Raw genomic sequence first — 25,387 nt, 5'->3', positions numbered from 1 at the left:
CGCCCGCCTCGTCGCGCGCGGTCCCATGCGCATCATGGCACGATCGGCCCCTGGATGTAGCTCCCATCTTCGTCATACGGATATGCGTTCGAACGGCAGCCCTTGAGCCCCTTGATCTGCTGCATCATCACCGGGGCGAGCTTCCCTTCGCCCGGACAGGTCATGTGCGTCCGGATCCCGATCTCGTGCCCGACCTCGTGGTTGATGATCAGATGCCGGTACTCGGCGGGCGTGCCGGTGAACGTCGGCGAGCCCAGCAGCCAGCGCTTCAGGTTCACCACGACGCCCTGGGTGGTCTCGCAGTTGAGCTCCCCGTGGGTGTTGAGGCCCACGGCGAGACAGAGCTTGTCGGCGGTGTCAGGGGTGGCGATCCGGATGACGAAATCGGCGTTCTCGGTGACCAGCTGGAACCGGCCCCGGCCGTGCGCGGCCCAGCCGCGCGGGTGGGCCAGGATCCGCTCGATCTCCGCGGCCGCCTCACGGGCGGAGAGGTCGATGCCGTCCTCGACCTGGACGCGGTAGCGGCGCAGGGTGCCGCCGGTGCCGACGGCCGCGCCGGAGGACTGGGCCGCGGTGAAGGTACCGGCGCCGCTTTCGGGCACCTTCGGCTTCGGGGGCTTGGGCTTCGGCTTCGGCTTGGCGGTGGTCGGCGCCGGGGTCGGGGTCGTCGCCTTGGGCGTGGTGGGGATCGCCGTGGTCGGCTCGCCCGTCGGGAGGACGGCCGCGGTGTCGACGGGTCCGGTCTCCGCGCCGCTGTTGTAGTGGGCGAGGGCGGCGCCGCCGCCGAGGGCGAGGGTGACGAGCGCGAGCGTCGGCAGGACGAGGCGACCTATGGGGCTCCGCCTGGACCGGCCCCGGCCGCGACGTCGGCTCTGCGTGCGTCTCCGGCCCGCGGGTGCTGCGGCGCGCTTGCCCAAGACAGACTTCTCCCCTGCGTCGGCCGGTTGGGGGGAAGAGGGTGGGGGCCTCTATGCCGGCTGCTCTCGCTACAACGGTCCGAAGGATCGTACCGGCACCTTCGAACACGATCGAACGAACGCGCCGCGCGACCCGGGGGCCACGCGGCGCGTCGTGCGTTGTGCGTCGACCGTCGTGCGTCGACCGTTGTGCGTTGTGCGTTGTGCGTTGTGCGTAGTCCTCGTAGGTCAGCCGAGGGTCTCGGCGGCCGTCTCCGAGGAGTCCCGCAGGAACGTCGAGCAGCGCTCGTACTCGTCCTTCTCGCCGATCTCCCCTGCCGCCCGCGCCAGCGCGTGCAGGGCCCGCAGGAAGCCGCGGTTCGGCTCGTGCTCCCACGGCACCGGGCCGTGGCCCTTCCAGCCGCTGCGGCGCAGCGCGTCCAGGCCGCGGTGGTAGCCGGTACGGGCGTACGCGTACGACTCGACGACGCGCCCGCGCTCGAACGCCTCGTCGGCGAGCTGGGCCCAGGCCAGCGAGGACGTCGGGTACTTCGCGGCGACGTCCGCCGGCGCCGTGCCGGCCGCGAGCAGCTCGCGCGGCTCAGGATCGTCGGGCAGGTGGGTGGGGGGCGGTCCCCCCAGCAGGTTCTCGTGGATGGCCATGGGGCAAGTCTGCCTCAGCGGACCGTCATCGATCTCCCGGGCTCGAACGCCCGTCGGGGGCGGGCCCGCCGCCTCCGCCCTCGGCCGCGCGTTCCCCCGGGTCCAGCGGGGGCGACGTCACCCCGCAGTGGACCTTGCACTCCGGGTGGCAGTCCGCCTCGCCGACCGGTTTCCGCACGGTCGCGAAGGCCAGGACCGCCCCCGCCACCATCAGCCCCGCGCACATCGGCATCGCCCGCCGGAACGTCTCCCCGAACTCCTCCGCCGAGCGGTACGCCTCCGGCCCCATCCCGGCGAGCGCCGGCAGCGCCGCCACCGCGAGGAGGCCGGCCGCCCGCGCCGCCGCGTTGTTGATCCCGCTCGCCAGACCCGCCCGCGCCACGTCCACCGAGGCCAGGACGGTCGCGGTCAGCGGGGCAACCAGGACGGTCAGACCGAGACCGAGCACGGCCATCGCCGGCAGGACGTCCTGCACGTAATGGGCGTCCTCACCGACCCGCAGCATCAGGACCATCCCCACCGCGCACAACAGCGGCCCCACGGTCAGCGGGATCCGAGGCCCGATCTTCTCCCCCAGCTCGCCCGACTTCGCCGAGAGGAGCAGCATCAGCACGGTCGTCGGCAGCATGGCGGTCCCCGCCGCGAGCGCGGAGTAGCCGGAGACCACCTGGAGCTGGAGGGCGGCCAGGAAGAAGAAGCCGCCGAGCGCCGCGTACACGCACAGCGTCACCAGGTTGACCACCGTGAACTGCCGCGACGCGAAGATCGACGGCGGCACCATCGGCTCGGGCCTGCGCCGCTCCAGGACGACGAACGCCGCCCCGACGACGACCCCGAGCCCGGCCGCCCACCACGCCTCCGCGATCAGCGCGTACGTCACGAGGGCGAGCGCGGCCGCCCCCAGGAAGGCGCCCAGGACGTCGAAGCGGCCGTGGGCGGACTCGTCGCGCGACTCGGGCACATGGCGCAGCGCGACCGGCACGCACAGCGCGGCCAACGGCACGTTCAGCAGGAACACCCACCGCCAGCCCGGCCCGTCGACCAGCCAGCCGCCGACGAACGGCCCGATCGCCGCGCCGACCCCGCCGAAACCGGACCAGAGCCCGACGGCCTTGGCCCGGTCGTCCGGGTGGAAGCTCGCCTGGATCAGCGCGAGCGAGCCCGGGGTGAGCAGGGCGCCGCCGACGCCCTGGAGGGCGCGGGCGGCGATCAGCACCCCGGCGTTCGGCGCGAGCCCGCACAGCAGCGAGGCGACGGCGAACCACACGATCCCGACGACGAACACGCGCCGCCGCCCGTACCGGTCGCCGAGCGCCCCACCGAGCAGGATCAGCCCGGCGAGGGTGAGCATGTAGGCGTTGACGGTCCACTGGAGCACGGCCATGTCGGCGTCGAGGTCCTCGCCGATGTGGGGCAGGGCGACGTTGACGACGGTGGAGTCGAGCAGCGCCATCCCCGAGCCGAGCACGGTGGTGAAGACGATCCACCGCCCGGTCCCGGAACTCAGCCGGATATCCATGCCTGCCATGGTCCTCGCGGGGGCGGCGCCGTGCACGTCCGGTGCCGCCCCCGCGAGGCCCTGATTGCCTCAGGCCACCCGAAGCCTGGTGGCCGCGCGTACCAGCGCCTCCACCCCGCGCGCCGCCTTCTTCCTCGGGCAGCCGACGTTCAGTCGGACGAAGCCGGGCTGACCGTAGACGGTGCCCGGCATGATCGCGACCTTCTCGGTCTCCACCAGGTCGAGCTGGAGCACGGTGTCGTCGATGCCGAGCGGGCGCAGGTCGATCCAGGCCAGGTAGCCGGCCTCCGGGGGCGTCCAGGTGACGCCCGGCAGGCCGTCCCGGAGCCGCTCCTCGACCATCCGCATCGTGCCCGCCACGTACGCCCTCAGCTCGTCCAGCCATGCCCCGCCGTGCCGGTACGCGGCGATGTGGGCGGTCAGCGAGAGGACCGCCGGGGAGGCGAGGCCCTCGCCCGTCTGCATCCGGCGGATGAACTCCTCCCGCTCGTCCGGGTCGCCGATGACCCCGTACGAGCCGCTCAGCGCCGGGAAGTTGAAGGACTTGGTGCCTGAGGTGATCAGCGCCCACCGGCGGCCCCGCCCCGGCTCCGCGAAGCGGAGCCATGGGAGGTGGCGGTGGCCGTCGGTCACCAGGTCCGCGTGGATCTCGTCGCTGACGACCGCGACCCCGTGGCGCTCGGCGAGGCGTGCGAACTCCGCGAGCTCCTCCTCCCGCCAGACCCGGCCCGTCGGGTTGTGCGGCGAGCAGAGCAGCAGCATCCGGCTGTCCGGCCGCGCGAGCTCCGCGTCCAGCGCCCCGAGGTCCCCGACCGGTACGCCCCGCAGCTCGCGCCCCAGACCCGTGATCGCCTTGCGGAAGCCGTCGTACGTCGGCGTGTGTACGACCACCCCGTCGCCGGGCTCGGTCCACATCTGGAGGAGCTGCGAGAGCTGGCTCAGGACGGACGGCGCGTAGACCAGCGTCTCGATGTCGAGCGCGGTGTCGTGCCGGGTCGCGTACCAGTCCCGTATCGCCGTCCGGAACTCGCCGAGCCGCCAGTCCGTGTAGCCGAACACCCCGTGATCGACTCGCTCCTTCAGCGCGCTCAGGACCTCCGGCGGGGAGGCGAAGTCCATGTCGGAGATGGTGAACGGGAGCAGGTCGGACACCCCGAAGCGGTCCGCGATGCCGTCCCACTGGACCGACCAGGTGCCCTGCCGGGGTATCTCACGGTCGAAGTCGTACGTCGTCGTCACTCAGGCCTCCTGGGGATGTGCGGGATGTGCGGGATGCGGGGGGTGCGGGGGGTGCGGGAGATACGGGAGATGCGGGAGATGCGAAGGGCCCGACACCACCAGGTGCCGGGCCCTTCGTTCGTTCCGTACCGCTTACTCCGTACCGCTTACTTCAGCTTCGTGCCGGTCGAGCGCAGCGCGGCACACGCCTCGGTCACACGCACGGCCATGCCGGCCTCGGCGAGCTTGCCCCAGGTGCGCGGGTCGTAGGTGGACTTCTTGCCGACCTCGCCGTCGACCTTCAGGACGCCGTCGTAGTTGCGGAACATGTGGTCCACGACCGGACGCGTGAAGGCGTACTGGGTGTCGGTGTCGAGGTTCATCTTCACGACGCCGTTCTCCAGCGCGGTGGCGATCTCCTCGGCGGTCGAGCCGGAGCCGCCGTGGAAGACGAAGTCGAACGGGTTGGCCTTGCCGAAGCGCTCGGCGACGCCCGCCTGGAGGTCCTTGAGCAGCTCGGGGCGGAGGACGACGTTGCCCGGCTTGTAGACGCCGTGCACGTTGCCGAAGGAGGCGGCCAGCAGGTAGCGGCCCTTCTCGCCCAGGCCCAGGGCCTCGGCGGTACGGATCGCGTCGTCGACCGTGGTGTACAGCTCGTCGTTGATCTCGTGGGTGACGCCGTCCTCCTCGCCACCGGTCGGGGTGATCTCGACCTCAAGGATGATCTTGGCGGCGGCGGCCTTGGCGAGCAGCTCCTGGCCGATGGCCAGGTTGTCGGCGAGGGTCTCGGCGGAGCCGTCCCACATGTGCGACTGGAAGAGCGGGTTGCGACCGGCCTTGACGCGCTCGGCGGAGATGTCGAGCAGCGGGCGGACGTAGCCGTCCAGCTTGTCCTTCGGGCAGTGGTCGGTGTGCAGCGCGACCGTGATGTCGTATTTGGCGGCGACGATGTGCGCGAACTCCGCCAGGGCGACGGCGCCCGTGACCATGTCCTTGTTGTGCTGGCCGCCCAGGAACTCGGCGCCACCGGTCGAGATCTGGATGATGCCGTCGCTCTCGGCCTCCGCGAAGCCGCGCAGCGCGGCGTGCAGGGTCTGGGAGGAGGTCACGTTGATGGCCGGGTAGGCGAACTTGCCTGCCTTCGCCCGGTCGAGCATCTCGTTGTAGACCTCGGGGGTTGCGATGGGCATTCGTCCGCTCCTTGTGATGTGCGGGTGGGTGCGTTACTTGACCCTGACCTGGGGCGACGTCATCGTCGGGGCCCATCTTTCCAGACTCTCCCGCGGACACCAGGACGAAGGGGCGGAGCGTTTCACGTGAAACACTCCGCCCCCACTCAAAGCCCCAGGTCAGCGCCGCCGCGGGGCGGCTGCGGGACCTAAGTCACGACTTTGCCTCGGTCACTCTGCGCGATCGCTCGGCGTCGATCAGGCGAGACCCAGCTCGTCCAGCGCGAACGCGTAGACGTACGGCACGCCCGCCGTGGTGCTGATCTTCTCGCCGGCGCCCGTCGCCCGGTCCACGATCGTGGCGACCGCGACGACCTCGGCGCCGGCCGCGCGCGCCGCCTCGACGGCGGTCAGCGGGGAGCCACCGGTGGTGGAGGTGTCCTCGACGATCAGGACCCGGCGGCCCTTGATGTCCGGGCCCTCGACCTGGCGCTGCATCCCGTGGGCCTTGGCGGCCTTACGGACGACGAAGGCGTCCAGGCGCTTCCCCTTGGCGGCGGAGGCGTGCAGCATCGCGGTCGCAACCGGGTCGGCGCCGAGCGTCAGGCCGCCCACGGCGTCGAACTCCAGGTCGGCGGTCAGGTCGAGCATGACCTGACCGACGAGCGGAGAGGCGGCGCCGTCCAGCGTGATCCGGCGCAGGTCGACGTAGTAGTCGGCCTCCAGACCCGAGGAGAGGGTCACCTTGCCGTGCACCACGGCCTTGTCCTTGATCTGCTGGAGCAGGTCAGCGCGTACGTCAGTCATGCCCACGAGCTTAAAGCCCGCCCGACATCCCCTAGAGCCGCCGCCAGGCCCACGTGGCCGCGATCTCCAGCGGCTCGATCGGGGTCACGTACCGCGGGAGCGTGTTCAGGCCGTTCGGGGGGCCGGACTGCGGCTCGACGCAGACCGCCGCCTCCTGCTCGTCGTAGACGACGACCCACTCGGCGCGGCTCGTCACCTTCAGCTCCAGCTGCTCCGGCCAGGTGAGCGTGACGTCGACACCGCCCGGCATCCCGAAGCAGTCGTCCCAGGGGCCGGGGGTCGGGCCGATCCGCCGTCCGGTGGGGAGATGGTCCTCGCCGCGCTCCTCCTGCCACTCGGGTGTGAAGTCGAGGCGTGCGGGAGCGCCGCCGTCGAGACTCCGGTTGAACCAGGGGTGCCAGCCGGCCTGCGCCGGGAAGGAGTCGGCGTACGTCTCCACTCCGAGCTGGAGCGTGAGCGCGTCCTCGGTGAGCGCGAAGGTCTGGGTGACCCGGCCGGAGTACGGCCACGGGTCCCCGAGTTCGTACGTGAACGCCGCCGTGCGCACGCCGTCGACGTCCGCCGTCCGGGCGGCCTTCCACACGGCGTCGCGGCCGGTGCCGTGGATGGCGTGCGGCGGGGAGTTGAGGGGCATCTGGTGCTTCACTCCGCCGTCGCGGAACTGCCCCAGCTCGATCCGACCGCACCAGGGCACCATCGGGAAGCAGCCGTACCGCTCGCCCTGGCGCAGCAGCTCCGTGCCGCCGATGCGCAGGCTCTCGATCCGGCAGCCGTTGTCGGGGTTGATGGTCAACTCGGCGTCGCCCGCCGTCAGTCGCGTCTGCTTGCTCACGCCCCGACAGTAGACGGGGTTCAGCGTCGGCGGCGCAGCGCCCGGCCGACGACCACCGCGGAGGCGATCGCGAGGGCGGCGGCGGGGGCGATCCAGCGCAGGGTGGCGCCCGCCGAGCTGGTCTCCGGGGCGGGGACGGGCGCGTACCGGCCGCGCGGCGGCGCGTGGTCGACCTCCTCGGCGCTCCGCCCGATCATCGTCCGTCGGGCGTGGGCGGCCTCGGCGGCGGGGGGTTCGGCGGGGTACTCGACGGGCGCGTCCTCGAAGTCGCCGCCCTGGAAGGGGTCGAGGGAGGGCGGGGGGACGGGCGTCTCGAAGACGGTCGGGCGGTGGGGCTCCTCGACACCGTCGTCGACCCCGTCGCTGTCACTGTCGGCCTCGTCCTCGTCCTCGTCCTCGGCGTCGACATCGAGGTCCGGGTCGAGGGAGGGGGCGGGAGGCGCTTCGGCGTCGGCGGCCTGGGCCTCAGGGGCGCCGGTCCCGTTCGCGTCCCCGTTCGCGGTTCCGGCCGAAGGCCCGTTCGGAGTCCCCGCCGAGGTCCCGTTCGACGTCCCGTTCACGGCCGCCGTCAGGGACGTCGTGAACTTCTCGATCAGCCGGTGGGCCGCCGACTCCCGCGCCTCCTCGGGAAGGTCGGCGAGCCGGCCGACCGGCTTCACGCTGCCGGTGAAGGTGAGGGTCGTCCCGTCGGCCACCGGGGTGAGCGCGATCGCCAGGGAGAGCCTCACCGAACCCTTGCCGCGGACCTCGGTGCCCTTGCCCTCGACGGCGACGACCCCGCTCTTCTCGGCGAGCCGCAGCACGCCCTGGTAGGTGATCGTGTGGCCGCCGGCCCGGATTCTCAGCCGGCCCGCGAGCGGACCCGCCTCCGCGTCGGCGTCCTGCTGGAGGCCGGGGACGCAGCGCGCCACCCGTGCGGGGTCCGTCAGGGTCTCTCGGAGAACCTCGGCCGGTACCGGAACGAACACCTCATGCTCCATGGAAGCCGAGCCTACTCAGCCCGGGCGCCGCCGTCGCCTGTTTGTCCCGGTCCCGGTCTCAGCCGCCGTACCGCGGGTGGACCAGCGTCGACGGCGGCGGCGGGGTGGCCCGCTCGTCCCGGGTGCGCTCGACGGCCCGCGCTCCCGTCGCCAGGGCGCCGGGCGTCAGGGACCGCAGCGGGGGCGTGCCGGCGGGGAGGGCCAGCTCGGGCGGGTAGGTGCCCGCCGTCGCGAGCAGGTACCCCCAGTCGGCCGCCCCGGCGTCCGCCGCCCCCGCGTCCGTACCGCCCGAGCGGTCGGCCCGGTCGGGGCCCGCGGCGACGTGCGCCCCGCGGCCGTGCGCGCTGTAGGGGCGGGTCGCGAAGCCGGCCGCGCGGAGGGTGGAGTCCACGGTCCAGTACGTACGGGGAGAGGCGGCGGCCGAGCCGGCGTGGACGACGAGCCGCCCTTCGTCGGCGAGGACGCGGGAGGCGAGGCCGTAGAACTCCTCGGAGTACAGCTTCGCTCCGGCCGAGATCCCGGGGTCGGGAAGGTCGGAGATCACCACGTCGTACCGCTCGCGCGGCCCCGCGACCGTCTCCTCCTGCCTCGTCGCCGCCGCCCCCCGCAGCCAGTGGAACGCGTCCGCGAAGGCGACGTGGACGCGCGGGTCGAGCAGGGCGTGGCGGTTGAGCGCGGTGAGTTCGGGGTTCGTCCTGGCGAGCCGTACGACTCCGGGGTCGATCTCCACGACGGTGACCGAGCGGACCCCGGCGTGGCGCAGCACCTCGCGGGCGGCGAGGCCGTCACCGCCGCCGAAGATCAGCACGCGCGCGTGCGGCCCGTTCATCGCGGGGTGCACCAGCGACTCGTGGTACCGCGAGGCGTCCTCGCCGCCGGCCCGCAGCCGTCCGTCCACGAAGAGGTCCGGCGGGCTGCCGCGCTCCCCCGTCACCACCACTTCCTGGAGGTCGGTCCGGACGGCGACCCGCACGTCGTCCCCGTACACCGCGCGGCGCGCGGCCGCCTCGAAGTCGTCGACGAGGACGGTGGCGGTGGCGAGGACGGCGAGGACGGCCACGTTCATGCCGATGAGCAGCGCCCGGGACCGGCCCGTCAGGTCGCGCCGGAACAGCCACAGCACCAGGCCCCCGCCCGCCACCGCGTTCACCCCGCCGGTGACGAGCGCGCCGGTGAGCTGGCCGAGCCAGGGCAGCAGCAGGAACGGAAAGGCGAGGCCGCCGACCAGCGCGCCCACGTAGTCGGCGGCGAAGAGGTCGGCGACGGTCCCGGCCGGATCGGCGGCGCTCTCCTTCGCGCGCCCGCCCTCCCACACGCCGTCGCGCCCGCCCTCCCGAACGCCGTCCAGAACGCCCTCCCGCACTCCCGGCGAAGGTGACGACTCCGCGCGCTGGATCAGGGACAGGAGGAGCGGAATCTCCGCCCCGATGAGTACGCCGATGGCGAGTGAGAACGCCACCACGACGTACCGCGCCTCGCCCAGCCAGGCGAAGGCCGCGTACAGCACGAGGGCGGAACAGCCTCCGATCAGCGCGAGGGCGCCCTCGACGAGGCCGAAGCCGACGGCGGCACGGCAGCGCAGCCGCTTGGCGAGCAGCGAGCCCACGCCCATCGCGAAGACCATCAAAGAGAGCACGACGGAGGCCTGGGTGACCGAGTCGCCGATCAAGTACGAGGCGAGCGCGACCAGTTCCAGTTCGTAGACGAGACCGCAGGCGGCACAGACGAAGACGACGACGAGGACCGGATACCGCACCGTGGTCGGCCGCACGGGCGGCCGCGTCACCCTCTTGGGTGGCATCGTCAGGGGCGGATCGATCATGTTCGTAACGCTACGTCACACATCTGTCGCCGCTTGTCACCCACACGAGTGCATCTGAGGCTTCTGGGCGGCGCGTTACAGCGAAGCGGACATACGGACGCCGATCTGGGTCCTGGTGACCACCAACTGCCCTTCCTGCGGGTACGCGTGCCAGGTGCGCCACCGCACCTGGCCCTCGTGGCGCTGCGCCAGCATCGCCGTGAAGGCGTGCGGGGAGCCGGGGAACGTCCCCGCGAGGCCGTTGGGATGGTCGGCGACCAGCGCCAGCAACTCCTGGGCGCGGCCCGCGAAGGAGCCGTGGTTGAGCTTCTCGACGCGGGCGGCGAATTCGTACTCCCAGCCGCCGATGCGCTTGGAGACGCCCAGCGGCAGCGGCGTACTGCTGCCGGGCATACAGGCGACGGTCTCGGAGCAGCTGCGCTCCTCTTCCTCCAGAAGCACCTGATGGGAGGCGCCGAGCAGGCGCAACTGCAGCTTGGCGCCAGTCAGTTCGAGGTCGAGCACGGCGAGGGCGGGCAGCGGCTCGCGCCCGAGCGCCCAGGCCAGATCGGCCGCACGCGTATCGGTGTAGGAGGTCTTCAGGGTCGTGAGCATGGGTCGGCTCCGCAAACACGGTTTGACGGGTGGGCCGGGGGCGCCCCGGAGAAAGGGATCAACGGGAGTGGGGGATCGCCGGCTCGGGTCCACACACGGTCCGAGGGCTGTCTCTTATCAACAGCGAGGGAATCACGGACTTCGAGCGACTCGCAGCGCTTTTACCCAACTTGCCGTGGTTTCCATCCCCTTCGGGGACCCCACAGTTCAATTGTTCAAACAAACCTGTTCCGTGGCTCCAACACGAAGGTGCCCGGCGGATGTTGAAGCGCCGGGCACCTGGGTATCGCGGGGGCGACTGCCCCGTGCCAGTCGCCCCCGTGTCTCTCGCCCCGTGTCAGTCGCCGCCGCCACCCCCGCCGCAGCCGCCACCTCCACCACCGCAGGACGAACCGCCGCCCGACGAGCCGCAACCGCCCCCGCCGCCGTCCGACCAGCCGCCGCGCCGACGCCTGCCGCCGTTGCGCGACCCGCCGACGGCGGACACGAAGCCCACCACCACGATCAGTCCGATGAATCCGATGACCAGAAATTCCATGTGTGACACCCCCGTAGGTCTGTGCGAGGGGGATGCCCCGCCCGGTGCGCCCCCAAAGCGCACTTGAGGAAGTCCAGAGCTTCGGCCCAGGATGACGGGCATGACACGACCGCTGCTCAACCGCCGGCTCGCCGAGTTCGGGACCACGATCTTCGCCGAGATGTCGGCGCTTGCCGCCAGAACCGGGGCGATCAACCTCGGGCAGGGCTTCCCGGACACCGACGGCCCCGAGGAGATCCGCGAGGCGGCCGTGCGTGCGCTGCGCGACGGACGCGGCAACCAGTACCCGCCGGGCCCCGGCGTACCCGAGCTGCGCACCGCCGTCGCCGAGCACCAGCTGAAGCGGTACGGCCTGGGCTACGACCCCGACACCGAGGTCCTCGTCACGGCGGGCGCCACCGAGGCCATCGCCGCTACGCTGCTCGCCCTCGTCGAGCCGGGCGACGAGGTGATCGCCCTTGAGCCGTACTACGACTCGTACGCCGCCTGCATCGCGATGGCGGGCAGCACCCGCGTCCCCGTCACCCTGCGCCCCCACGAAGGTCGCTTCGTCCTCGACCTGGACGAGCTGCGGGCCGCCGTCACCGACCGGACCCGGCTGATCCTGCTCAACACCCCGCACAACCCCACCGGCACCGTCCTCACCCGCGCCGAACTGACCGCGATCGCCGAACTCGCCGTCGCCCGCGACCTGCTCGTCGTCACCGACGAGGTCTACGAGCACCTGGTCTTCGACGGTGCCGAACACCTGCCGATCGCGAGCCTCCCGGGGATGCGGGAGCGCACGGTCACCATCGGCTCGGCGGGCAAGACGTTCTCGTTCACCGGCTGGAAGGTCGGCTGGATCACCGCGAGCCCGGAGCTGACCGCCGCCGTACGGTCCGCCAAGCAGTTCCTCACGTACGTGGCCTCCGGGCCGTTCCAGTACGCGATCGCCGAGGCGCTGCGGCTGCCCGACTCGTACTTCGACTCCGTCCGCGCCGATCTGCGCGCCAAGCGCGACCTGCTGAGCGACGGGCTCGCGCGGGCGGGGTTCGGCGTGTACCGGCCGGCCGGGACGTACTTCGTCACCACCGACATCCGGCCGCTCGGCGAGTCCGACGGCTTCGCCTTCTGCCGGGCCCTGCCCGAGCGCGCGGGCGTGGTCGCCATCCCGAACGCCGTCTTCTACGACCACCGCGCGGAGGGCGCGCCCTTCGTCCGCTTCGCGTTCTGCAAGGGCGTCGATGTCCTCGAGGAGGCGGTCTCACGACTGAAGGGCCTGGCGGGCTGACGGGAATGACGGGACCAGCGGGCCGACGGGACCGACAGGGCCGACAGGGCTGACAGGACCGACGAGGCTCGTGAGGTGAGCCGCGCCCCACCTGGGTTTATTTCACCCGGGTGGGCCCCTCGCTCGCGCGCGCCCCCTCCGTGCCGCATCGATTGTCGGGTAGACCGATTTGCCGGGCCTATCCCGATTCCCGTGCGCACGGAGGTGCACCCTGTCCGCCGAGACTCTCGACCGCCCGGCGTCGACCGCTGTTGTCCGGAGCGTCCCGCGCTGGCGGGCCTCGCTGCACCGGGCCGCGCCCGCGCTCGGCCTCTTCGCCGCCGCACGGCTGACCGGGATGCTGGTGCTCGCGCTCTGGGCCTGGCACATCGGGCGCTCGCCCCGCGCGCTGCTCGCCACGTCCTGGGACTCCGGCTGGTACACCCGGATCGCCGCGCACGGCTACGGCCACACGGTCCACTGGCCCGACGGGGTCGTCCAGTCCGACCTGGCGTTCTTCCCGCTCTACCCGGGCCTCGTCCGCGCCGTCACCGCAGTCCTGCCCGTCGAGGGCGGCACGGCCGGGCTGCTGCTGTCCTGGCTTGCGGCCGGCGCGGCGGCCTGGGGGATCTTCCTGATCGGCGAGCGGCTGTACGGGCGGCCCACCGCCGTCCTGCTCGTGCTGCTCTGGGGCCTGCTGCCGCACTCGATCGTGCTGTCGATGGCGTACACCGAGCCGCTGATGACGGCCCTGGCCGCCTGGTCGCTGTACGCGCTCCTCACCCACCGCTGGCTGTGGGCGGGCGCTCTGGCCGCCCTCGCCGGGCTGTCGCGCCCCAACGGGATCGCGATCGCGACCGCGGTCCTGGTGGCGGCGGCGTACGAGCTGTGGCGCGGGCGCGGCCGGGTCGATCCTCATGTGTGGGTGGGGGCAGGCCTCGCGCCGCTCGGCTGGCTCTCGTACCTACTCTGGGTGGGCGCGCGGCGCGGCGATCTGCTCGGCGGCTACTTCGCCGTCCAGGACGGCTGGACCTCCCGCTTCGACCTCGGGAAGGGCGCGCTGCTCTTCGTCCGGGACATGCTGCACGGGCCGACGCAGTTCGGCTTCGCGACGGCGCTGCTGTTCACGGGCGCCGGGGTGCTGCTCTTCGCGCTGCTCGCCCTGGTGGAGCGGCCGCCGCTGCCGATCCTGGTCTACACGGCCGTCCTGGTGCTCATCACGGTCGGCGGCTCCGGGTTCTTCGAGTCCAAGCCGCGCTTCCTGCTGCCCGCGTTCCCGCTGCTCTTCCCGCTGGCCCAGGCATTGACGAAAGCCCGGCCGAGGGCCGCGATCGTGGTGATCGCGGGCCTGGCCGGGCTGTCGTTCAGCTTCGGGGCGTACGCGCTGACGCTCGCGCGCATGGCCCTGTAGAAGAGCCGGAGCCGGGGGCTACTCGCCCTCGGGCTCCTTGTCCTCGGGGGTCTCCAGGCCGAACTGCTCCACGAGCCACTTGTCGAACTCGATCGAGGCACGGACCCAGCTGACGGTGGAGGACACGAAGTGCTCCAGCGCGACGCCGGTGCCGATCAGCATCTGCGCCTCGCCGATGAGGCGGAGGGTCGCGGAGCCGTCCTCCTCCTCGTGCAGGTGCGTGTAGACCTTCGGCCACAGGGTGCGGCGGTTCCAGTCGTCGATCGCGTCGAGGATCCTGGCGCGGTCGTCCGCCGAGTGCGGGCGGTCGTAGAAGGTCCGGACCGAGAAGACACGCTGGTCGTCCTCGCCACGGAACATGAAGTACGTGCGGAATTCCTCCCACGGCGCCGCGAGGTCACCCTCGTCGTCGACGACGTACTTCAGCTCCATCTGGTCGAGGAGCTGCTTGACCAGGTCCTGGTCGGGGACGACGGGGCCCGCCGGTCCTGCGGCCTGAGGCTGGGGCTGGCCCCCGAAATTCGGAATCGAGGACGGGTCGATGCTCACCGTGAATATCCCTTCGTACGGTTGCCGCCATCCTCCCCCATGGCGGGCGGTCCGGCGCAAGCCCCGCCTCCCGCGATCCGCTGCGGGCTGACAAACTCGGGGCCCATGGGGGAATACACGGGGAAGACCACGGGGAAAAAGGTGCCGCCGGTCCGGCCGCGCGCGTCGACATGGATCTGGGTGACGGCACTCGTCTCGATCGTGTGCGGGGGCCCGCTGGCCCTGCTCGTCTGGGGCGCGATGGCCTGGGACGAGATGGGCAAGCCGCAGCCGATGGACTGCGCCGAGGCCATGGACTGGGCGAACGCGACCATGCCGAAGAGCGCGCGGGACCCGCACTGCACGGTCAGCAACTGGCTGGACACCCAGGTGAACGCGGAGTTCCGGATGCCGCGCGCCGAGGTCGCCGGCTGGCTGGCCGGCACCTATCCGGGCGGCGAGGTCCGCTCGTACTGCCAGACGGACCTGTGCCTGGACGTCCAGGAGACACCGCCGGAGCCCGGGGGCCCGGCGGCGGTGAACGTGACGGTGACGTACGAGGACGGGGACACCGCCCTCGTACACGTCATGCCGTTCACGGTCTGAGCGGACGCGGGCGACGGCGCTCCCGCGCCGCGCCCACGACCTGCCGAGCCCCACCCACGACCTACCGCGCCGCGTCCACGGCCTACTGCGCCGCGCCCACGATCAGGCCGTCCTCGAAGCGGTCCACGCGGACGGTGTCGCCGTCGCGGACCTCGCCCGCGAGGATCTCCTTCGCGAGCCGGTCGCCGATCGCGGTCTGGATCAGCCGGCGCAGCGGACGCGCGCCGTACGCCGGGTCCATGCCCTCGTCGGCGAGCCAGGCCACGGCCTCGGGGGTGACCTCCAGGGTGAGGCGGCGGTCCGCGAGCCGCTTGGCGAGCCTGTCGATCTGGAGCTGCGCGATCCGGCCCAGCTCGGTCTTGTCGAGGGCCGAGAAGACCACCAGGTCGTCGAGCCGGTTGAGGAACTCCGGCTTGAAGGAGGACCGGACCACCTCCAGGACCCGCTGCTTCTTCTCGTCCTCGCCGATCAGGGGGTCGACCAGGTACTGGCTGCCCAGGTTGGAGGTGAGGATCAGGATGGTGTTGCGGAAGTCCACGGTCCGGCCCTGGCCGTCGGTGAGCCGGCCGTCGTCGAGGACCTGCAGCAGGATGTCGAAGACCTCCGGGTGCGCCTTCTCCACCTCGTCGAGCAGCACCACGCTGTACGGGCGGCGGCGGACCGCCTCCGTGAGCTGGCCGCCCTCCTCGTAGCCGACGTAGCCGGGGGGCGCGCCGACGAGCCGGGCGACGGAGTGCTTCTCGCTGTACTCCGACATGTCGATGCGGACCATGGCCCGCTCGTCGTCGAAGAGGAAGTCCGCGAGCGCCTTCGCCAGCTCCGTCTTGCCGACACCCGTGGGGCCGAGGAAGAGGAAGGAGCCGGTGGGACGGTCGGGGTCGGCGATCCCGGCGCGGGTGCGGCGCACGGCGTCGGAGACGGCCCGTACGGCCTCGGACTGGCCGATGAGCCGCTTGCCGAGCTCGTCCTCCATGCGCAGCAGCTTCTGCGTCTCGCCCTCCAGGAGACGTCCCGCGGGGATGCCGGTCCAGGCGCCGACCACGTCCGCGATGTCGTCGGGGCCGACCTCCTCCTTCACCATCGTGTCCTTGGAGACCTCCTGCTCGGCCTCGGACGCCTCCGCCAGCTCCCGCTCCAGGGCCGGGATCTCGCCGTAGAGCAACTGGGAGGCGGTGTCGAAGTCGCCGTCGCGCTGGGCGCGCTCGGCGCGGCCGCGGAGCTCGTCGAGCTGCTCCTTGAGCTCGCCGACGCGGTTGAGGGACTGCTTCTCCTTCTCCCAACGGGCGGTGAGCCCGCGCAGCTCCTCCTCGCGGTCGGCGAGGTCGCGGCGGAGCTTCTCCAGGCGCTGCCTGCTCGCCTGGTCGGTCTCGTTCTTGAGCGCGAGCTCCTCCATGCGCAGCCGGTCCACGGAGCGCTGGAGCTCGTCGATCTCGACGGGCGAGGAGTCGATCTCCATCCGCAGCCGGGAGGCGGCCTCGTCGACGAGGTCGATGGCCTTGTCGGGGAGGAAGCGGGAGGTGATGTACCGGTCCGAGAGGGTCGCGGCGGCCACGAGCGCGGAGTCGGCGATCTGGACCTTGTGGTGGGCCTCGTACCGGCCCTTGAGTCCGCGCAGGATCGCGATGGTGTCCTCGACGCTCGGCTCGGCGACCAGGACCTGCTGGAAGCGGCGCTCCAGGGCGGGGTCCTTCTCGATCCGCTCGCGGTACTCGTCGAGGGTCGTCGCGCCGACCATGCGCAGCTCGCCGCGGGCCAGCATCGGCTTCAGCATGTTGCCGGCGTCCATGGCGGAGTCGCCGCCGGCGCCCGCGCCGACGACGGTGTGCAGCTCGTCGATGAAGGTGATGATCTGGCCGTCGCTGGCCTTGATCTCGGAGAGGACGGTCTTCAGGCGCTCCTCGAACTCGCCGCGGTACTTGGCGCCCGCGACCATCGCGCCGAGGTCGAGCGAGACCAGCCGCTTGTTCCGGAGGGACTCGGGGACGTCGCCCTTCACGATCCGCTGGGCGAGGCCCTCGACGACGGCGGTCTTGCCGACGCCGGGCTCACCGATGAGGACCGGGTTGTTCTTGGTGCGGCGGGAGAGGACCTGGACGACGCGCCGGATCTCCTGGTCGCGCCCGATGACCGGGTCGAGCTTTCCCTCGCGCGCGGCGGCCGTGAAGTCCGTGCCGAACTTCTCCAGCGCCTTGTACTGACCCTCCGGGTCGGGTGTGGTCACCCGGCGCCCTCCCCTGCTCTTCTCGAACGCGTCGAGCAACCTCTTCGCACCGGCCCCCTGCTGGGCCAGTACCTCGCCGGCCTGTCCGCCCTTCGCCGCGATCCCGATGAGCAGGTGCTCGGTGGAGATGTAGTCGTCCCCGAGCTCCTTGGCCCGCTCGGCCGCATCGGCGATGACGGCGAGCAGCTCACGGTTGGGCTGCGGCGGCGCGACCGTGGATCCGGTCACGCTGGGCAGGGCGGCCAGCAGCCGCTCCGCTCCGGACCGTACAGCGGCCTGGTCGGCCTCGACGGCGGCGAGCAGGTCGACGATGTTCTCGTTGTCCTCACCCGCGAGCAGCGCGAGCAGAAGATGGGCGGGGGTCAGGTCGGCGTGCCCGCCGGACACGGCACGGCTGGTCGCCGCGTTGATCGCGTCCCGGCTCCTGTTGGTCAGTTCGGCGTCCACGTGCGCTCTCTCCTCCTCGGTGTGCGCTCCACACGGTCCATGACTCGTCCAGCGTACACAAAGTTGAGTCTATTCCGCTCAAGGTGTCGCACAGACCTCTGCCACGGGTAGGTTCCGGGCATGGCGACTGACCCGCGGAACCCGGACGACTCGTATCTCAGCTTCTGGCGCGAGTACCACATGTGCACCCTGACGACCCCGCGCGCGGACGGCACCCCGCACGTGGTGGCGGTGGGCGTGACGTACGACCCCGAGGGCGGCGAGAAGGGCATCGCCCGGGTCATCACCAACAAGCACAGCCACAAGGTCGCCAACGTCCTGGCGGCGGGCGCCGAGGGCGCGCGCGTGGCGGTCTGCCAGGTGGACAAGGGCCGCTGGGCGACGCTGGAGGGCGTGGCCCGCATCCGTACGGAGCCGGAGGTCGTCGCGGACGCGGTGGACCGCTACGCGAGCCGCTACGGCCGGGTACCGGCGCCGAACCCGGACCGGGTGGTCATCGAGATCGCGCTGACGCGGGCGATGGGCCGGGCCTGACGTCCGGACATGGATGTCTTACGGGATGTCTTACGGGCACAGCACAGCGGCGCCATCGCGTTTCAGGTCCGCGATGGCGCCGCTGTGTGGGGGAAGTACCTGAGCGATCTTGAACGACGGGGGAACCGCTCAGGCACTGCGGGGGGTGGCGGTGATGGTCTCTGGCTCGACGAGCTGGTGGTCACGCTGGTCGAGATTGACGAAAATCATGCCGTACCGGATGGCACAGCGGACGGGCTGCGGGGCGCCACGTGGCTTCCGGAGACATCGGTAGGCGCGAATATCCTCATCGTCCCCGCGCCTGATGATGATGGGCTCACCGAAGAGGGTGACCATCAACGAATCGCCACCGTGCGGCACGGCTGTGACGAGGTCGATGAAATGCCACCCCGAGCGGTAGGCAGCCGCCATCTCACGCCGGAATCGAGGATCTTCGGGAACCGTCATGCCCCCACGGACCCCCAACCAGGGTCGGCCACGGCCGCGGGCGCAACGCCCCAGCCCGGGTCACTCGCCTTGATGACTCCCCAGCCCGGGTCACTCGCCTTGGCGACGACCTGCTGCGGGGCGACGCCCCAGCCCGGGTCCCCACTGGCCGCCACCGCGCCGACCGCGGCAGCAGCTATGAACGCGACACCAACTACGGTGCGTATGAGCTTCTTGGCCATGACCGAGCAACCTCACTTGGTGTGTATCTCCTGCTCCCCCGCAGGCACGACGATGGCTCACTCCTCACGTTTCCACCACTGGCTCAATGCATCATGTTCCTGTATCGGAAAAGCCTGGGGGTGTACATATGCGAATAGAACCGGATAAAACGGGGCATCCTCATACGCACGCCGAGCTGTGCGAAGCGGGCACACGGGTCTATAAAGAGGCCCTGCGAACGGGAAGAATCCCCCGGTCGGACATCGAATCCACACCTTGCCTGATGGACCTCGACCTCCTCAGGCCCGACCCGGACGACGTGCAGTGGCTCCGGCCGGTTCCCCCCTCGGCCGCCCTGGCCCGTCTCCTCCTCCCGATCGAGAAGGAGATCCAGGAGCGTAGACGCCTCAGCATCGAACTCTCCGACGCGTTCGAGCCATTCATGAACGTCAGCGCCCAGGACCCCTCCACCACGCACGCGATCACCGTCCTGGAGGGCCTCACGAGGATCAACACCTCCCTCGACCGCGTCGTGGCCGAGTGCTCCTCGGAGCTGCTGACCGTGCAGCCCGGCAGCGGCCGCAGCGCCACCACCTTCGGCGAGGCCCTGCGCCGCGTGCGGCCGCTCCTCGGCCGCGGGATCCGCATGCGCACGCTCTACCAGCACACGGCCCGGCACCAGCCGATCACCCTGGCCTATCTGGAGCGCATCGGCCCCGAGGTCGAGGTCCGCACCCTCGAGGAGATCATCGACCGCCTCATCATCGTGGACCGCAAGGTCGCCTTCGTGCCCGCGAGCCGGGACCGCCAGGTCGCCCTCGAACTGCGCCACACCGGCCTCGTCGAGTACCTCGTCGGCGTCTTCGAGCAGTTCTGGCTGCAGGCGATCCCGCTGGAGAACCCGGTCACCTACCAGCCGCCGCTCGACGGCATCAGCGGCATCCAGCGATCCATCGCCAAACTCCTCGTCGAGGGCCACGTCGACGAGGCCATCGCCCGCCGGCTCGGCATGAACGTCAGGACCTGCCGGGCCCACATCGCCAAACTCGCCTCGGCGCTCGGCAGCGGAAGCCGCGCGCAACTCGGATACCTCATCGCCCAGTCCGGGCTTCTGGAGCAGGATCACTGACCTTGTACGTACAGATCGACCTCGACGGACCGGCCGGAACCCTCCGCGTCTCCGGCCATGAGCTGCCCACGGTGGAGCTGGTCCGCGCCCCCGGCGACGAACCCGACCCGCTGATCCCCATCGGCACCCGCGCCGCCGCCCGCCTCACCCTCACCGTCGACGGCGCGCCCGCGCGGATCCGCCCCGGCCGGGGGCGGCTCCTGCGGCGCTCGTACCGCGTCGACGCCACCGTCTCCGGCACCCGCTACCGGCTCGTCCCCTGCTCGTACGTCGAGAGCCGGCTGCTCCGCGACGGACGCCCCCTCGGCACGTTCGAGTCCAGCGGGGACGGCACCGCCGACGCCGACTGGGCCCCGGACACCGAACCCACCCCCCTGGACCGGGCCGTCGGCACCACCCTCGCCGCCGCCTTCGGCACCGGAGGCGCCCCGTGGTGGGACACGGCGACGAACATCGTCGCGGAGCTCATCCCGTAGCCGTTCCCGTACGGCTACGGCTACGGCTACGGCTACGGCTACGGCTACGAGCACGACGAAGCCCCCTCCACCGTCCGTGGAGGGGGCTTCGTACGAGAACCGCTACTCGCCGGTGCGCTTCGGGCGCCAGACCACCAGCGCGCTCGCCTGCTGCACGTCCTGGTACGGCACCAGGTCGCGCCGGTACGAGGCGTGGACCTGCGCCTCGCGCTGGCGCATCGCCGACGCCGCGCCCTCGACGGCCGCCGACAGCTCGGCCACGCGCTGCTGGAGCGCGGCGACCTGGTTCTCCAGCTCGATGATGCGCTTGATGCCAGCCAGGTTGATGCCCTCGTCCTGCGACAACGCCTGCACCGTGCGGAGCAGTTCGATGTCACGGGCCGAGTAGCGCCGACCACGCCCGGCCGTACGGTCGGGAGAGACCAGGCCGAGGCGGTCGTACTGACGCAGGGTCTGCGGGTGCAGACCCGAGAGCTGGGCCGCCACCGAGATGACGTACACCGGCGTCTCGTCGGTCAGTTCGTACGGATTGCGGCTGCGTCCCGGTCGGCTGTCCATCGGGTCAAGCTCCCTTCGCGGCCTGGAACAACTCTGCCCTGGGGTCCTCGCCCGCCGTCGCCTGACGGTAGGTCTCAAGGGCCTCGCGGGCCTTGTCGTCGAGCTCCTTGGGCACCGCGACCTCCACCGTCACCAGCAGATCGCCGCGCGTCCCGTCCTTGCGGACCGCGCCCTTGCCGCGGGCGCGCATCGTCCGGCCGTTGGGCGTGCCGGCCGGCAGCTTCAACGTCACCGCCGGGCCGCCGAGCGTCGGCACCTTGATCTCGCCGCCGAGCGCCGCCTCGTCGAACGTGACGGGCACGGTGACGGTCAGGTTGTCGTCCTTGCGGCCGAAGACCGGGTGGGCGTCGACATGGACGACGACGTACAGATCGCCGGCCGGTCCGCCGCGCTCGCCCGGAGCGCCCTTGCCGCGCAGCCGGATCCGCTGCCCGTCGGAGACGCCGGCGGGGATGCGTACCTGCATGGTGCGGGAGGACTTGGCCCGCCCGCTGCCCTTGCAGACCTCGCAGGGGGTCTCGGCGATCAGGCCGCGGCCTTTGCAGTCCACGCACGGGTCGGTCAGCGAGAAGCCGCCGCCGCTGCCTCGCGAGACCTGGCCGGTGCCGACACAGGTCGGGCACACGCGGGGCGTGCCGTTCTTGTCGCCGGTGCCCGAACAGGCCTTGCAGGGCGCCTGGGAGGACATCCGCAGCGGCACCGTGGCGCCGTCCACGGCCTCGGTGAAGCTGAGCGTCACCTCGGACTCGATGTCCTGGCCGCGGCGCGGCTGCGTACGCGTGCCCGCGCCGGTGCCCGCGCCCCGGTTGAACAGTCCGCCGAAGACGTCGCCGAGGCCGCCGCCGAAGCCGCCGGCCCCGCCGCCCGCCCCGCCGGGTCCCTGGGCGCCGCCGAAGAGGTCGCCCAGGTCGAAGTTGAACGAGCCGCCCTGCCCGCCGGGACCGGCCCGGAAGCCACCGTTGCCGAAGAGCGCGCGGGCGTCGTCGTACTCCTTGCGCTTCTTGGGGTCACCGAGGACGTCGTTCGCCTCGGAGATCTCCTTGAAGCGCGCCTCCGCCTTCGCGTCGCCCTTGTTGGCGTCCGGGTGGTTCTCGCGGGCGAGCTTCCGGTACGCCTTCTTGATCTCGGCGTCGGTGGCGTCCTTGGGGACGCCGAGAACCTTGTAGTAGTCCTTCTCGACGAAGTCCTTCGTGCTCATCGACGTCCCTCCTCCCGGACGATCTTCGCGTCAGCCCTCCTCGGGGCCACCGCTCTCCTCGTCTGCCGACTTCTCTTCCTTCGCGGCCGGCGTCGCCCCGGGCTGGGGTTCGGCCACCGCCACGCGCGCGGGCCGAATGGTCCGCTCGCCGATCCGGTACCCCGGCTGCAGGATCGCCACGCAGGTCGTCTCCGTGACGTCCGGTGCGTAACTGTGCATCAGGGCCTCGTGGATCGTCGGGTCGAAGGGCTCGCCCTCCTTGCCGAACTGCTGCAGACCCATCTTGGCGACGACGGTCTCCAGCGATTCGGCAACCGACTTGAAGCCGCCCACGAGCTCGCCGTGGTCACGGGCCCGGCCGACGTCGTCGAGCACGGGCAGCAGCTCCGTCAGGAGGCCCGCGATCGCGATCTCCTTGACGGTGACCCGGTCACGCTCCACCCGTCGGCGGTAGTTCTGATACTCGGCCTGGAGCCGCTGGAGGTCCGCGGTGCGCTCGGCGAGCGCGCTGCGGAGCTGGTCCAGCTGTGCCGTGAGGCCGGCCGTCTGTGCGGCGTCCCCGGCCGGGGCCGCCGAGCCCTCCTCCGTGGAGGGGGTCTCGGCGGACTCGGCGGCGTCGTCGGCGCCGGAGGGGACGTCGGGCTTCTCCTCGAAGCCCGGGGTCTCCTCCGTCATCAGGCAGCGCCGCCCTTCGCGTCACCGGGCTTCTCGTCGTCGACGATCTCGGCGTCCACGACGTCGTCGTCGGCCTTGGCCTCGCCCTGCGGGGCGTCGCCCGCGGCGCCCTGCGCGGCCTGGGCGTCGGCGTACATGGCCTGGCCGAGCTTCTGGGAGACGGCCGCGACCTTCTCGGTGGCCGTACGGATCTCCGCGGTGTCCTCGCCCTTGAGCTTCTCCTTCAGCTCGGCGACGGCGGTCTCGACCTCGGTCTTGACGTCACCGGGGACCTTGTCCTCGTTGTCCTTGAGGAACTTCTCCGTCTGGTAGACGAGCTGCTCGCCCTGGTTGCGGGACTCGGCGGCCTCGCGGCGACGGTGGTCCTCGTCCGCGTACTGCTCGGCCTCCTGGCGCATCCGGTCGACCTCGTCCTTCGGCAGCGAGGAGCCGCCGGTGACGGTCATCTTCTGCTCCTTGCCCGTGCCCAGGTCCTTCGCGGTCACGTGCATGATGCCGTTGGCGTCGATGTCGAAGGCGACCTCGATCTGCGGGACGCCACGCGGGGCCGGCGGCAGACCGGTCAGCTCGAACATGCCGAGCTTCTTGTTGTACGCCGCGATCTCGCGCTCGCCCTGGTAGACCTGGATCTGCACGGACGGCTGGTTGTCCTCGGCCGTCGTGAAGATCTCGGACCGCTTGGTCGGGATCGTGGTGTTGCGCTCGATGAGCTTGGTCATGATGCCGCCCTTGGTCTCGATACCAAGCGACAGCGGGGTCACGTCGAGGAGCAGGACGTCCTTGACCTCACCCTTGAGGACACCGGCCTGCAGGGCGGCGCCGATGGCGACGACCTCGTCCGGGTTCACGCCCTTGTTGGCCTCCTGGCCACCGGTCAGCTCCTTGACGAGCTCGGCGACGGCCGGCATACGGGTGGAGCCACCGACGAGAACGACGTGGTCGATCTCGGACAGGTTGATGCCCGCGTCCTTGATGACGTTGTGGAACGGCGTCTTGCAGCGCTCCAGAAGGTCGGCCGTCAGCTGCTGGAACTGAGCCCGGGTGAGCTTCTCCTCCAGGTGCAGCGGACCCTCGGCGGAGGCGGTGATGTACGGCAGGTTGATCGACGTCTCGGTGGAGGACGACAGCTCGATCTTCGCCTTCTCCGCGGCCTCGCGGAGACGCTGGAGAGCCATCTTGTCCTTGGCCAGGTCGACGCCGTGGCCGTTGGCGAACTGCTTCACCAGGTAGTCGACGACGCGCTGGTCCCAGTCGTCACCACCGAGGTGGTTGTCACCGTTGGTGGCCTTCACCTCGACGACGCCGTCGCCGATCTCCAGGAGCGACACGTCGAAGGTGCCGCCACCGAGGTCGAAGACGAGGATCGTCTGGTCGTCCTTGTCCAGGCCGTAGGCCAGGGCGGCCGCGGTCGGCTCGTTGACGATGCGCAGGACGTTGAGGCCCGCGATCTCACCGGCCTCCTTGGTGGCCTGACGCTCGGAGTCGTTGAAGTACGCCGGGACGGTGATGACCGCGTCGACGACCTTCTCGCCCAGGTACGCCTCGGCGTCCCGCTTCAGCTTCTGCAGGATGAAGGCGCTCATCTGCTGCGGGTTGAAGTTCTTCCCGTCGATCTCGATCTTCCAGTCGGTGCCCATGTGGCGCTTGACCGACCGGATGGTCCTGTCGACGTTGGTGACCGCCTGGCGCTTGGCGACCTCGCCGACGAGCACCTCACCGTTCTTCGCGAAGGCGACGACGGACGGCGTGGTCCTGGCACCCTCGGCGTTGGTGATGACGGTGGGCTCGCCGCCTTCCAGAACGCTGACGACGGAGTTAGTCGTGCCCAGGTCGATGCCGACCGCACGTGCCATTTCAATTCCTCCAGCTGACCGACTTGAGTGGAACTGACTCAAGGATGCACGACGAGGTCGAGTGCGTCAACAGACCTGAGTGGAGGCGACTCAACTCTTCACCCTGAGAGTCGCTCAAAGAGGCGCCCATGGCGCGTCATTGCCCCGCCCGGGCCCCACCCCCGTGAGAGAGTCCGGTTACCCCTGCCGGGCAAAGCGGGCGTATCCCACGAATATCCCATGAATGTCACTCGAAAGGGTGTGGGGGAATGACGGCCAAGCGCGCACTCGACCTCTTCGGCGGACTCGCCCTACTGGCCGCCCTCTCCCCCCTGATCGCCGCCGTCACCCTCTCCCTCGCCTGCGCGAAGGCCGGCGCCGGCGGCGTGCTGCGCCGCAGGGCCGTCGCGGGCCGGGGCGGACAGGCCTTCACCATGCTCACGTTCCGCACGAAGAGCCCGCTGGCCGGACTGCCCCTCCTGCTGCACGTCGTACGGGGACAGATGTCCCTGGTCGGCCCGTGCCCGCTCACCCCCGGACACCGCGAGTGCGTGGGCGAGTCCCGCCGCCGGCTCTCGGTACGCCCCGGCATGACCGGGCTCTGGCAGATCAGCGGGCGCTCGGAGCTGCCCTGGGAGGAGCGCGAGCTGCTCGATCTCCACTATGTGGACCATCACTGGCTCGGCATGGACCTGGCCATCCTGGCGCGTACGCTTCCAGCAGTCCGCAGGCGTCGCGCGGCGAGCGGTTCGACGGCGGGGCGGAGCCGGTCGGCAAGGCTTGCCTGAGCGACACAGATCACCGCGGGCGCCGCTACAGGGCGGCGCCGTGAGG

Annotated in this window: 26 protein-coding genes; 7 read left to right on the top strand and 19 right to left on the bottom strand. The window is 71.2% G+C overall.

Features of this window, described 5'->3' with window-relative positions; genetic code table 11:
• Positions 1 to 32: 32 nt before the first annotated feature.
• The 11 genes from ACGFYP_RS09755 to ACGFYP_RS09705 all read right to left on the bottom strand — a co-directional run bounded on the left by ACGFYP_RS09755 (position 33) and on the right by ACGFYP_RS09705 (position 11,038).
• Positions 33 to 917, bottom strand: coding sequence for a DUF3152 domain-containing protein (locus ACGFYP_RS09755; protein WP_393488513.1), 885 nt, complete (start codon positions 915 to 917; stop codon positions 33 to 35).
• 228 nt (positions 918 to 1,145) lie between these two features.
• Positions 1,146 to 1,559 carry a DUF3151 domain-containing protein gene (locus ACGFYP_RS09750; protein WP_393488509.1) on the bottom strand — a complete coding sequence of 138 codons (414 nt, stop codon included), beginning with the start codon at positions 1,557 to 1,559 and terminating at the stop codon, positions 1,146 to 1,148.
• 25 nt (positions 1,560 to 1,584) lie between these two features.
• Positions 1,585 to 3,078 carry an MFS transporter gene (locus tag ACGFYP_RS09745; protein ID WP_393488504.1) on the bottom strand — a complete coding sequence of 498 codons (1,494 nt, stop codon included), beginning with the start codon at positions 3,076 to 3,078 and terminating at the stop codon, positions 1,585 to 1,587.
• Positions 3,079 to 3,147: 69 nt separating this feature from the next.
• A complete protein-coding gene (locus tag ACGFYP_RS09740; RefSeq protein ID WP_393488502.1) occupies positions 3,148 to 4,317 on the bottom strand; it encodes a MalY/PatB family protein in 1,170 nt (389 codons plus the stop codon).
• A gap of 146 nt (positions 4,318 to 4,463) precedes the next feature.
• Complete coding sequence (fbaA, locus tag ACGFYP_RS09735) at positions 4,464 to 5,486, bottom strand: class II fructose-bisphosphate aldolase (RefSeq protein WP_361956889.1); 1,023 nt, start codon at positions 5,484 to 5,486, stop codon at positions 4,464 to 4,466.
• Positions 5,487 to 5,723: 237 nt separating this feature from the next.
• Positions 5,724 to 6,272 carry an orotate phosphoribosyltransferase gene (gene pyrE, locus ACGFYP_RS09730; RefSeq protein WP_393488500.1) on the bottom strand — a complete coding sequence of 183 codons (549 nt, stop codon included), beginning with the start codon at positions 6,270 to 6,272 and terminating at the stop codon, positions 5,724 to 5,726.
• A gap of 31 nt (positions 6,273 to 6,303) precedes the next feature.
• Positions 6,304 to 7,104 (bottom strand): aldose 1-epimerase, encoded by an 801-nt coding sequence (locus ACGFYP_RS09725; protein ID WP_393488498.1) that lies wholly within the window; start codon positions 7,102 to 7,104, stop codon positions 6,304 to 6,306.
• 20 nt (positions 7,105 to 7,124) lie between these two features.
• Complete coding sequence (locus tag ACGFYP_RS09720; RefSeq protein ID WP_393488496.1) at positions 7,125 to 8,084, bottom strand: SRPBCC family protein; 960 nt, start codon at positions 8,082 to 8,084, stop codon at positions 7,125 to 7,127.
• Between the two features lie 58 nt (positions 8,085 to 8,142).
• The gene (locus tag ACGFYP_RS09715; protein WP_393488494.1) at positions 8,143 to 9,906 is read right to left on the bottom strand and encodes a spermidine synthase; all 1,764 of its coding nucleotides are present in this window, start codon (positions 9,904 to 9,906) and stop codon (positions 8,143 to 8,145) included.
• Positions 9,907 to 9,981: 75 nt separating this feature from the next.
• Positions 9,982 to 10,500: a DUF2617 family protein gene (locus ACGFYP_RS09710; RefSeq protein WP_393488492.1), complete on the bottom strand. Its 519-nt coding sequence runs from the start codon at positions 10,498 to 10,500 to the stop codon at positions 9,982 to 9,984.
• A gap of 337 nt (positions 10,501 to 10,837) precedes the next feature.
• On the bottom strand, positions 10,838 to 11,038 hold the full coding sequence (locus tag ACGFYP_RS09705) for a hypothetical protein (RefSeq protein ID WP_393488490.1): 201 nt from the start codon (positions 11,036 to 11,038) through the stop codon (positions 10,838 to 10,840).
• A gap of 91 nt (positions 11,039 to 11,129) precedes the next feature.
• On the opposite strand from ACGFYP_RS09705, the gene ACGFYP_RS09700 reads away from it, so the two are divergent.
• Both ACGFYP_RS09700 and ACGFYP_RS09695 read left to right on the top strand, forming a co-directional pair.
• Positions 11,130 to 12,311, top strand: a complete 1,182-nt coding sequence (locus ACGFYP_RS09700) for a pyridoxal phosphate-dependent aminotransferase (RefSeq protein WP_393488488.1) — start codon at positions 11,130 to 11,132, stop codon at positions 12,309 to 12,311.
• 169 nt (positions 12,312 to 12,480) lie between these two features.
• A complete protein-coding gene (locus tag ACGFYP_RS09695; RefSeq protein WP_393488486.1) occupies positions 12,481 to 13,701 on the top strand; it encodes a glycosyltransferase family 39 protein in 1,221 nt (406 codons plus the stop codon).
• An 18-nt stretch (positions 13,702 to 13,719) separates the two neighbouring features.
• On the opposite strand, the gene ACGFYP_RS09690 is transcribed toward ACGFYP_RS09695, so the two are convergent.
• Positions 13,720 to 14,250: a YbjN domain-containing protein gene (locus ACGFYP_RS09690; RefSeq protein WP_361956916.1), complete on the bottom strand. Its 531-nt coding sequence runs from the start codon at positions 14,248 to 14,250 to the stop codon at positions 13,720 to 13,722.
• Positions 14,251 to 14,355: 105 nt separating this feature from the next.
• Between ACGFYP_RS09690 and ACGFYP_RS09685 the strand changes: the two genes are divergently transcribed.
• The gene (locus tag ACGFYP_RS09685) at positions 14,356 to 14,835 is read left to right on the top strand and encodes a hypothetical protein (protein WP_393488483.1); all 480 of its coding nucleotides are present in this window, start codon (positions 14,356 to 14,358) and stop codon (positions 14,833 to 14,835) included.
• 82 nt (positions 14,836 to 14,917) lie between these two features.
• On the opposite strand, the gene clpB is transcribed toward ACGFYP_RS09685, so the two are convergent.
• Complete coding sequence (gene clpB, locus ACGFYP_RS09680; RefSeq protein WP_393488482.1) at positions 14,918 to 17,503, bottom strand: ATP-dependent chaperone ClpB; 2,586 nt, start codon at positions 17,501 to 17,503, stop codon at positions 14,918 to 14,920.
• Between the two features lie 120 nt (positions 17,504 to 17,623).
• On the opposite strand from clpB, the gene ACGFYP_RS09675 reads away from it, so the two are divergent.
• Positions 17,624 to 18,037 carry a pyridoxamine 5'-phosphate oxidase family protein gene (locus tag ACGFYP_RS09675; RefSeq protein WP_361956925.1) on the top strand — a complete coding sequence of 138 codons (414 nt, stop codon included), beginning with the start codon at positions 17,624 to 17,626 and terminating at the stop codon, positions 18,035 to 18,037.
• Positions 18,038 to 18,166: 129 nt separating this feature from the next.
• Here the strand turns inward: ACGFYP_RS09675 and ACGFYP_RS09670 are convergent, their stop codons facing one another.
• Both ACGFYP_RS09670 and ACGFYP_RS09665 read right to left on the bottom strand, forming a co-directional pair.
• Positions 18,167 to 18,484, bottom strand: coding sequence for a (2Fe-2S)-binding protein (locus ACGFYP_RS09670; protein ID WP_361956928.1), 318 nt, complete (start codon positions 18,482 to 18,484; stop codon positions 18,167 to 18,169).
• The gene (locus ACGFYP_RS09665) at positions 18,481 to 18,705 is read right to left on the bottom strand and encodes a hypothetical protein (protein WP_361956931.1); all 225 of its coding nucleotides are present in this window, start codon (positions 18,703 to 18,705) and stop codon (positions 18,481 to 18,483) included. Before ACGFYP_RS09665 ends, ACGFYP_RS09670 begins: the two co-directional genes overlap by 4 nt.
• Positions 18,706 to 18,833: 128 nt before the next feature.
• Here ACGFYP_RS09665 and ACGFYP_RS09660 point away from each other — a divergent pair, with 128 nt between their 5' ends.
• On the top strand, positions 18,834 to 19,814 hold the full coding sequence (locus ACGFYP_RS09660) for a helix-turn-helix transcriptional regulator (RefSeq protein ID WP_393488479.1): 981 nt from the start codon (positions 18,834 to 18,836) through the stop codon (positions 19,812 to 19,814).
• 2 nt (positions 19,815 to 19,816) lie between these two features.
• The gene (locus tag ACGFYP_RS09655) at positions 19,817 to 20,290 is read left to right on the top strand and encodes a hypothetical protein (RefSeq protein ID WP_393488477.1); all 474 of its coding nucleotides are present in this window, start codon (positions 19,817 to 19,819) and stop codon (positions 20,288 to 20,290) included.
• Between the two features lie 102 nt (positions 20,291 to 20,392).
• On the opposite strand, the gene ACGFYP_RS09650 is transcribed toward ACGFYP_RS09655, so the two are convergent.
• Genes ACGFYP_RS09650 through dnaK form a run of 4 tightly spaced genes read right to left on the bottom strand, consistent with a single transcriptional unit; the run spans position 20,393 to position 24,574 of the window.
• On the bottom strand, positions 20,393 to 20,848 hold the full coding sequence (locus ACGFYP_RS09650) for a heat shock protein transcriptional repressor HspR (protein ID WP_361956939.1): 456 nt from the start codon (positions 20,846 to 20,848) through the stop codon (positions 20,393 to 20,395).
• A gap of 4 nt (positions 20,849 to 20,852) precedes the next feature.
• Positions 20,853 to 22,046 carry a molecular chaperone DnaJ gene (dnaJ, locus tag ACGFYP_RS09645; protein WP_393488473.1) on the bottom strand — a complete coding sequence of 398 codons (1,194 nt, stop codon included), beginning with the start codon at positions 22,044 to 22,046 and terminating at the stop codon, positions 20,853 to 20,855.
• Between the two features lie 30 nt (positions 22,047 to 22,076).
• On the bottom strand, positions 22,077 to 22,721 hold the full coding sequence (gene grpE, locus ACGFYP_RS09640) for a nucleotide exchange factor GrpE (RefSeq protein WP_361956945.1): 645 nt from the start codon (positions 22,719 to 22,721) through the stop codon (positions 22,077 to 22,079).
• Positions 22,721 to 24,574, bottom strand: coding sequence for a molecular chaperone DnaK (dnaK, locus tag ACGFYP_RS09635; protein WP_361956948.1), 1,854 nt, complete (start codon positions 24,572 to 24,574; stop codon positions 22,721 to 22,723). The genes grpE and dnaK overlap by 1 nt, the downstream gene beginning before the upstream one ends.
• A 248-nt stretch (positions 24,575 to 24,822) precedes the next feature.
• Here dnaK and ACGFYP_RS09630 point away from each other — a divergent pair, with 248 nt between their 5' ends.
• A complete protein-coding gene (locus tag ACGFYP_RS09630) occupies positions 24,823 to 25,341 on the top strand; it encodes a sugar transferase (RefSeq protein WP_393488467.1) in 519 nt (172 codons plus the stop codon).
• Positions 25,342 to 25,387 lie beyond the last annotated feature (46 nt).

It is taken from the genome of Streptomyces sp. NPDC048370 (assembly GCF_043200825.1).
GTDB lineage: Bacteria > Actinomycetota > Actinomycetes > Streptomycetales > Streptomycetaceae > Streptomyces.
Note: the sequence above shows the minus strand (reverse complement) of the source record. Positions and strands in the feature narration are given on the sequence as shown.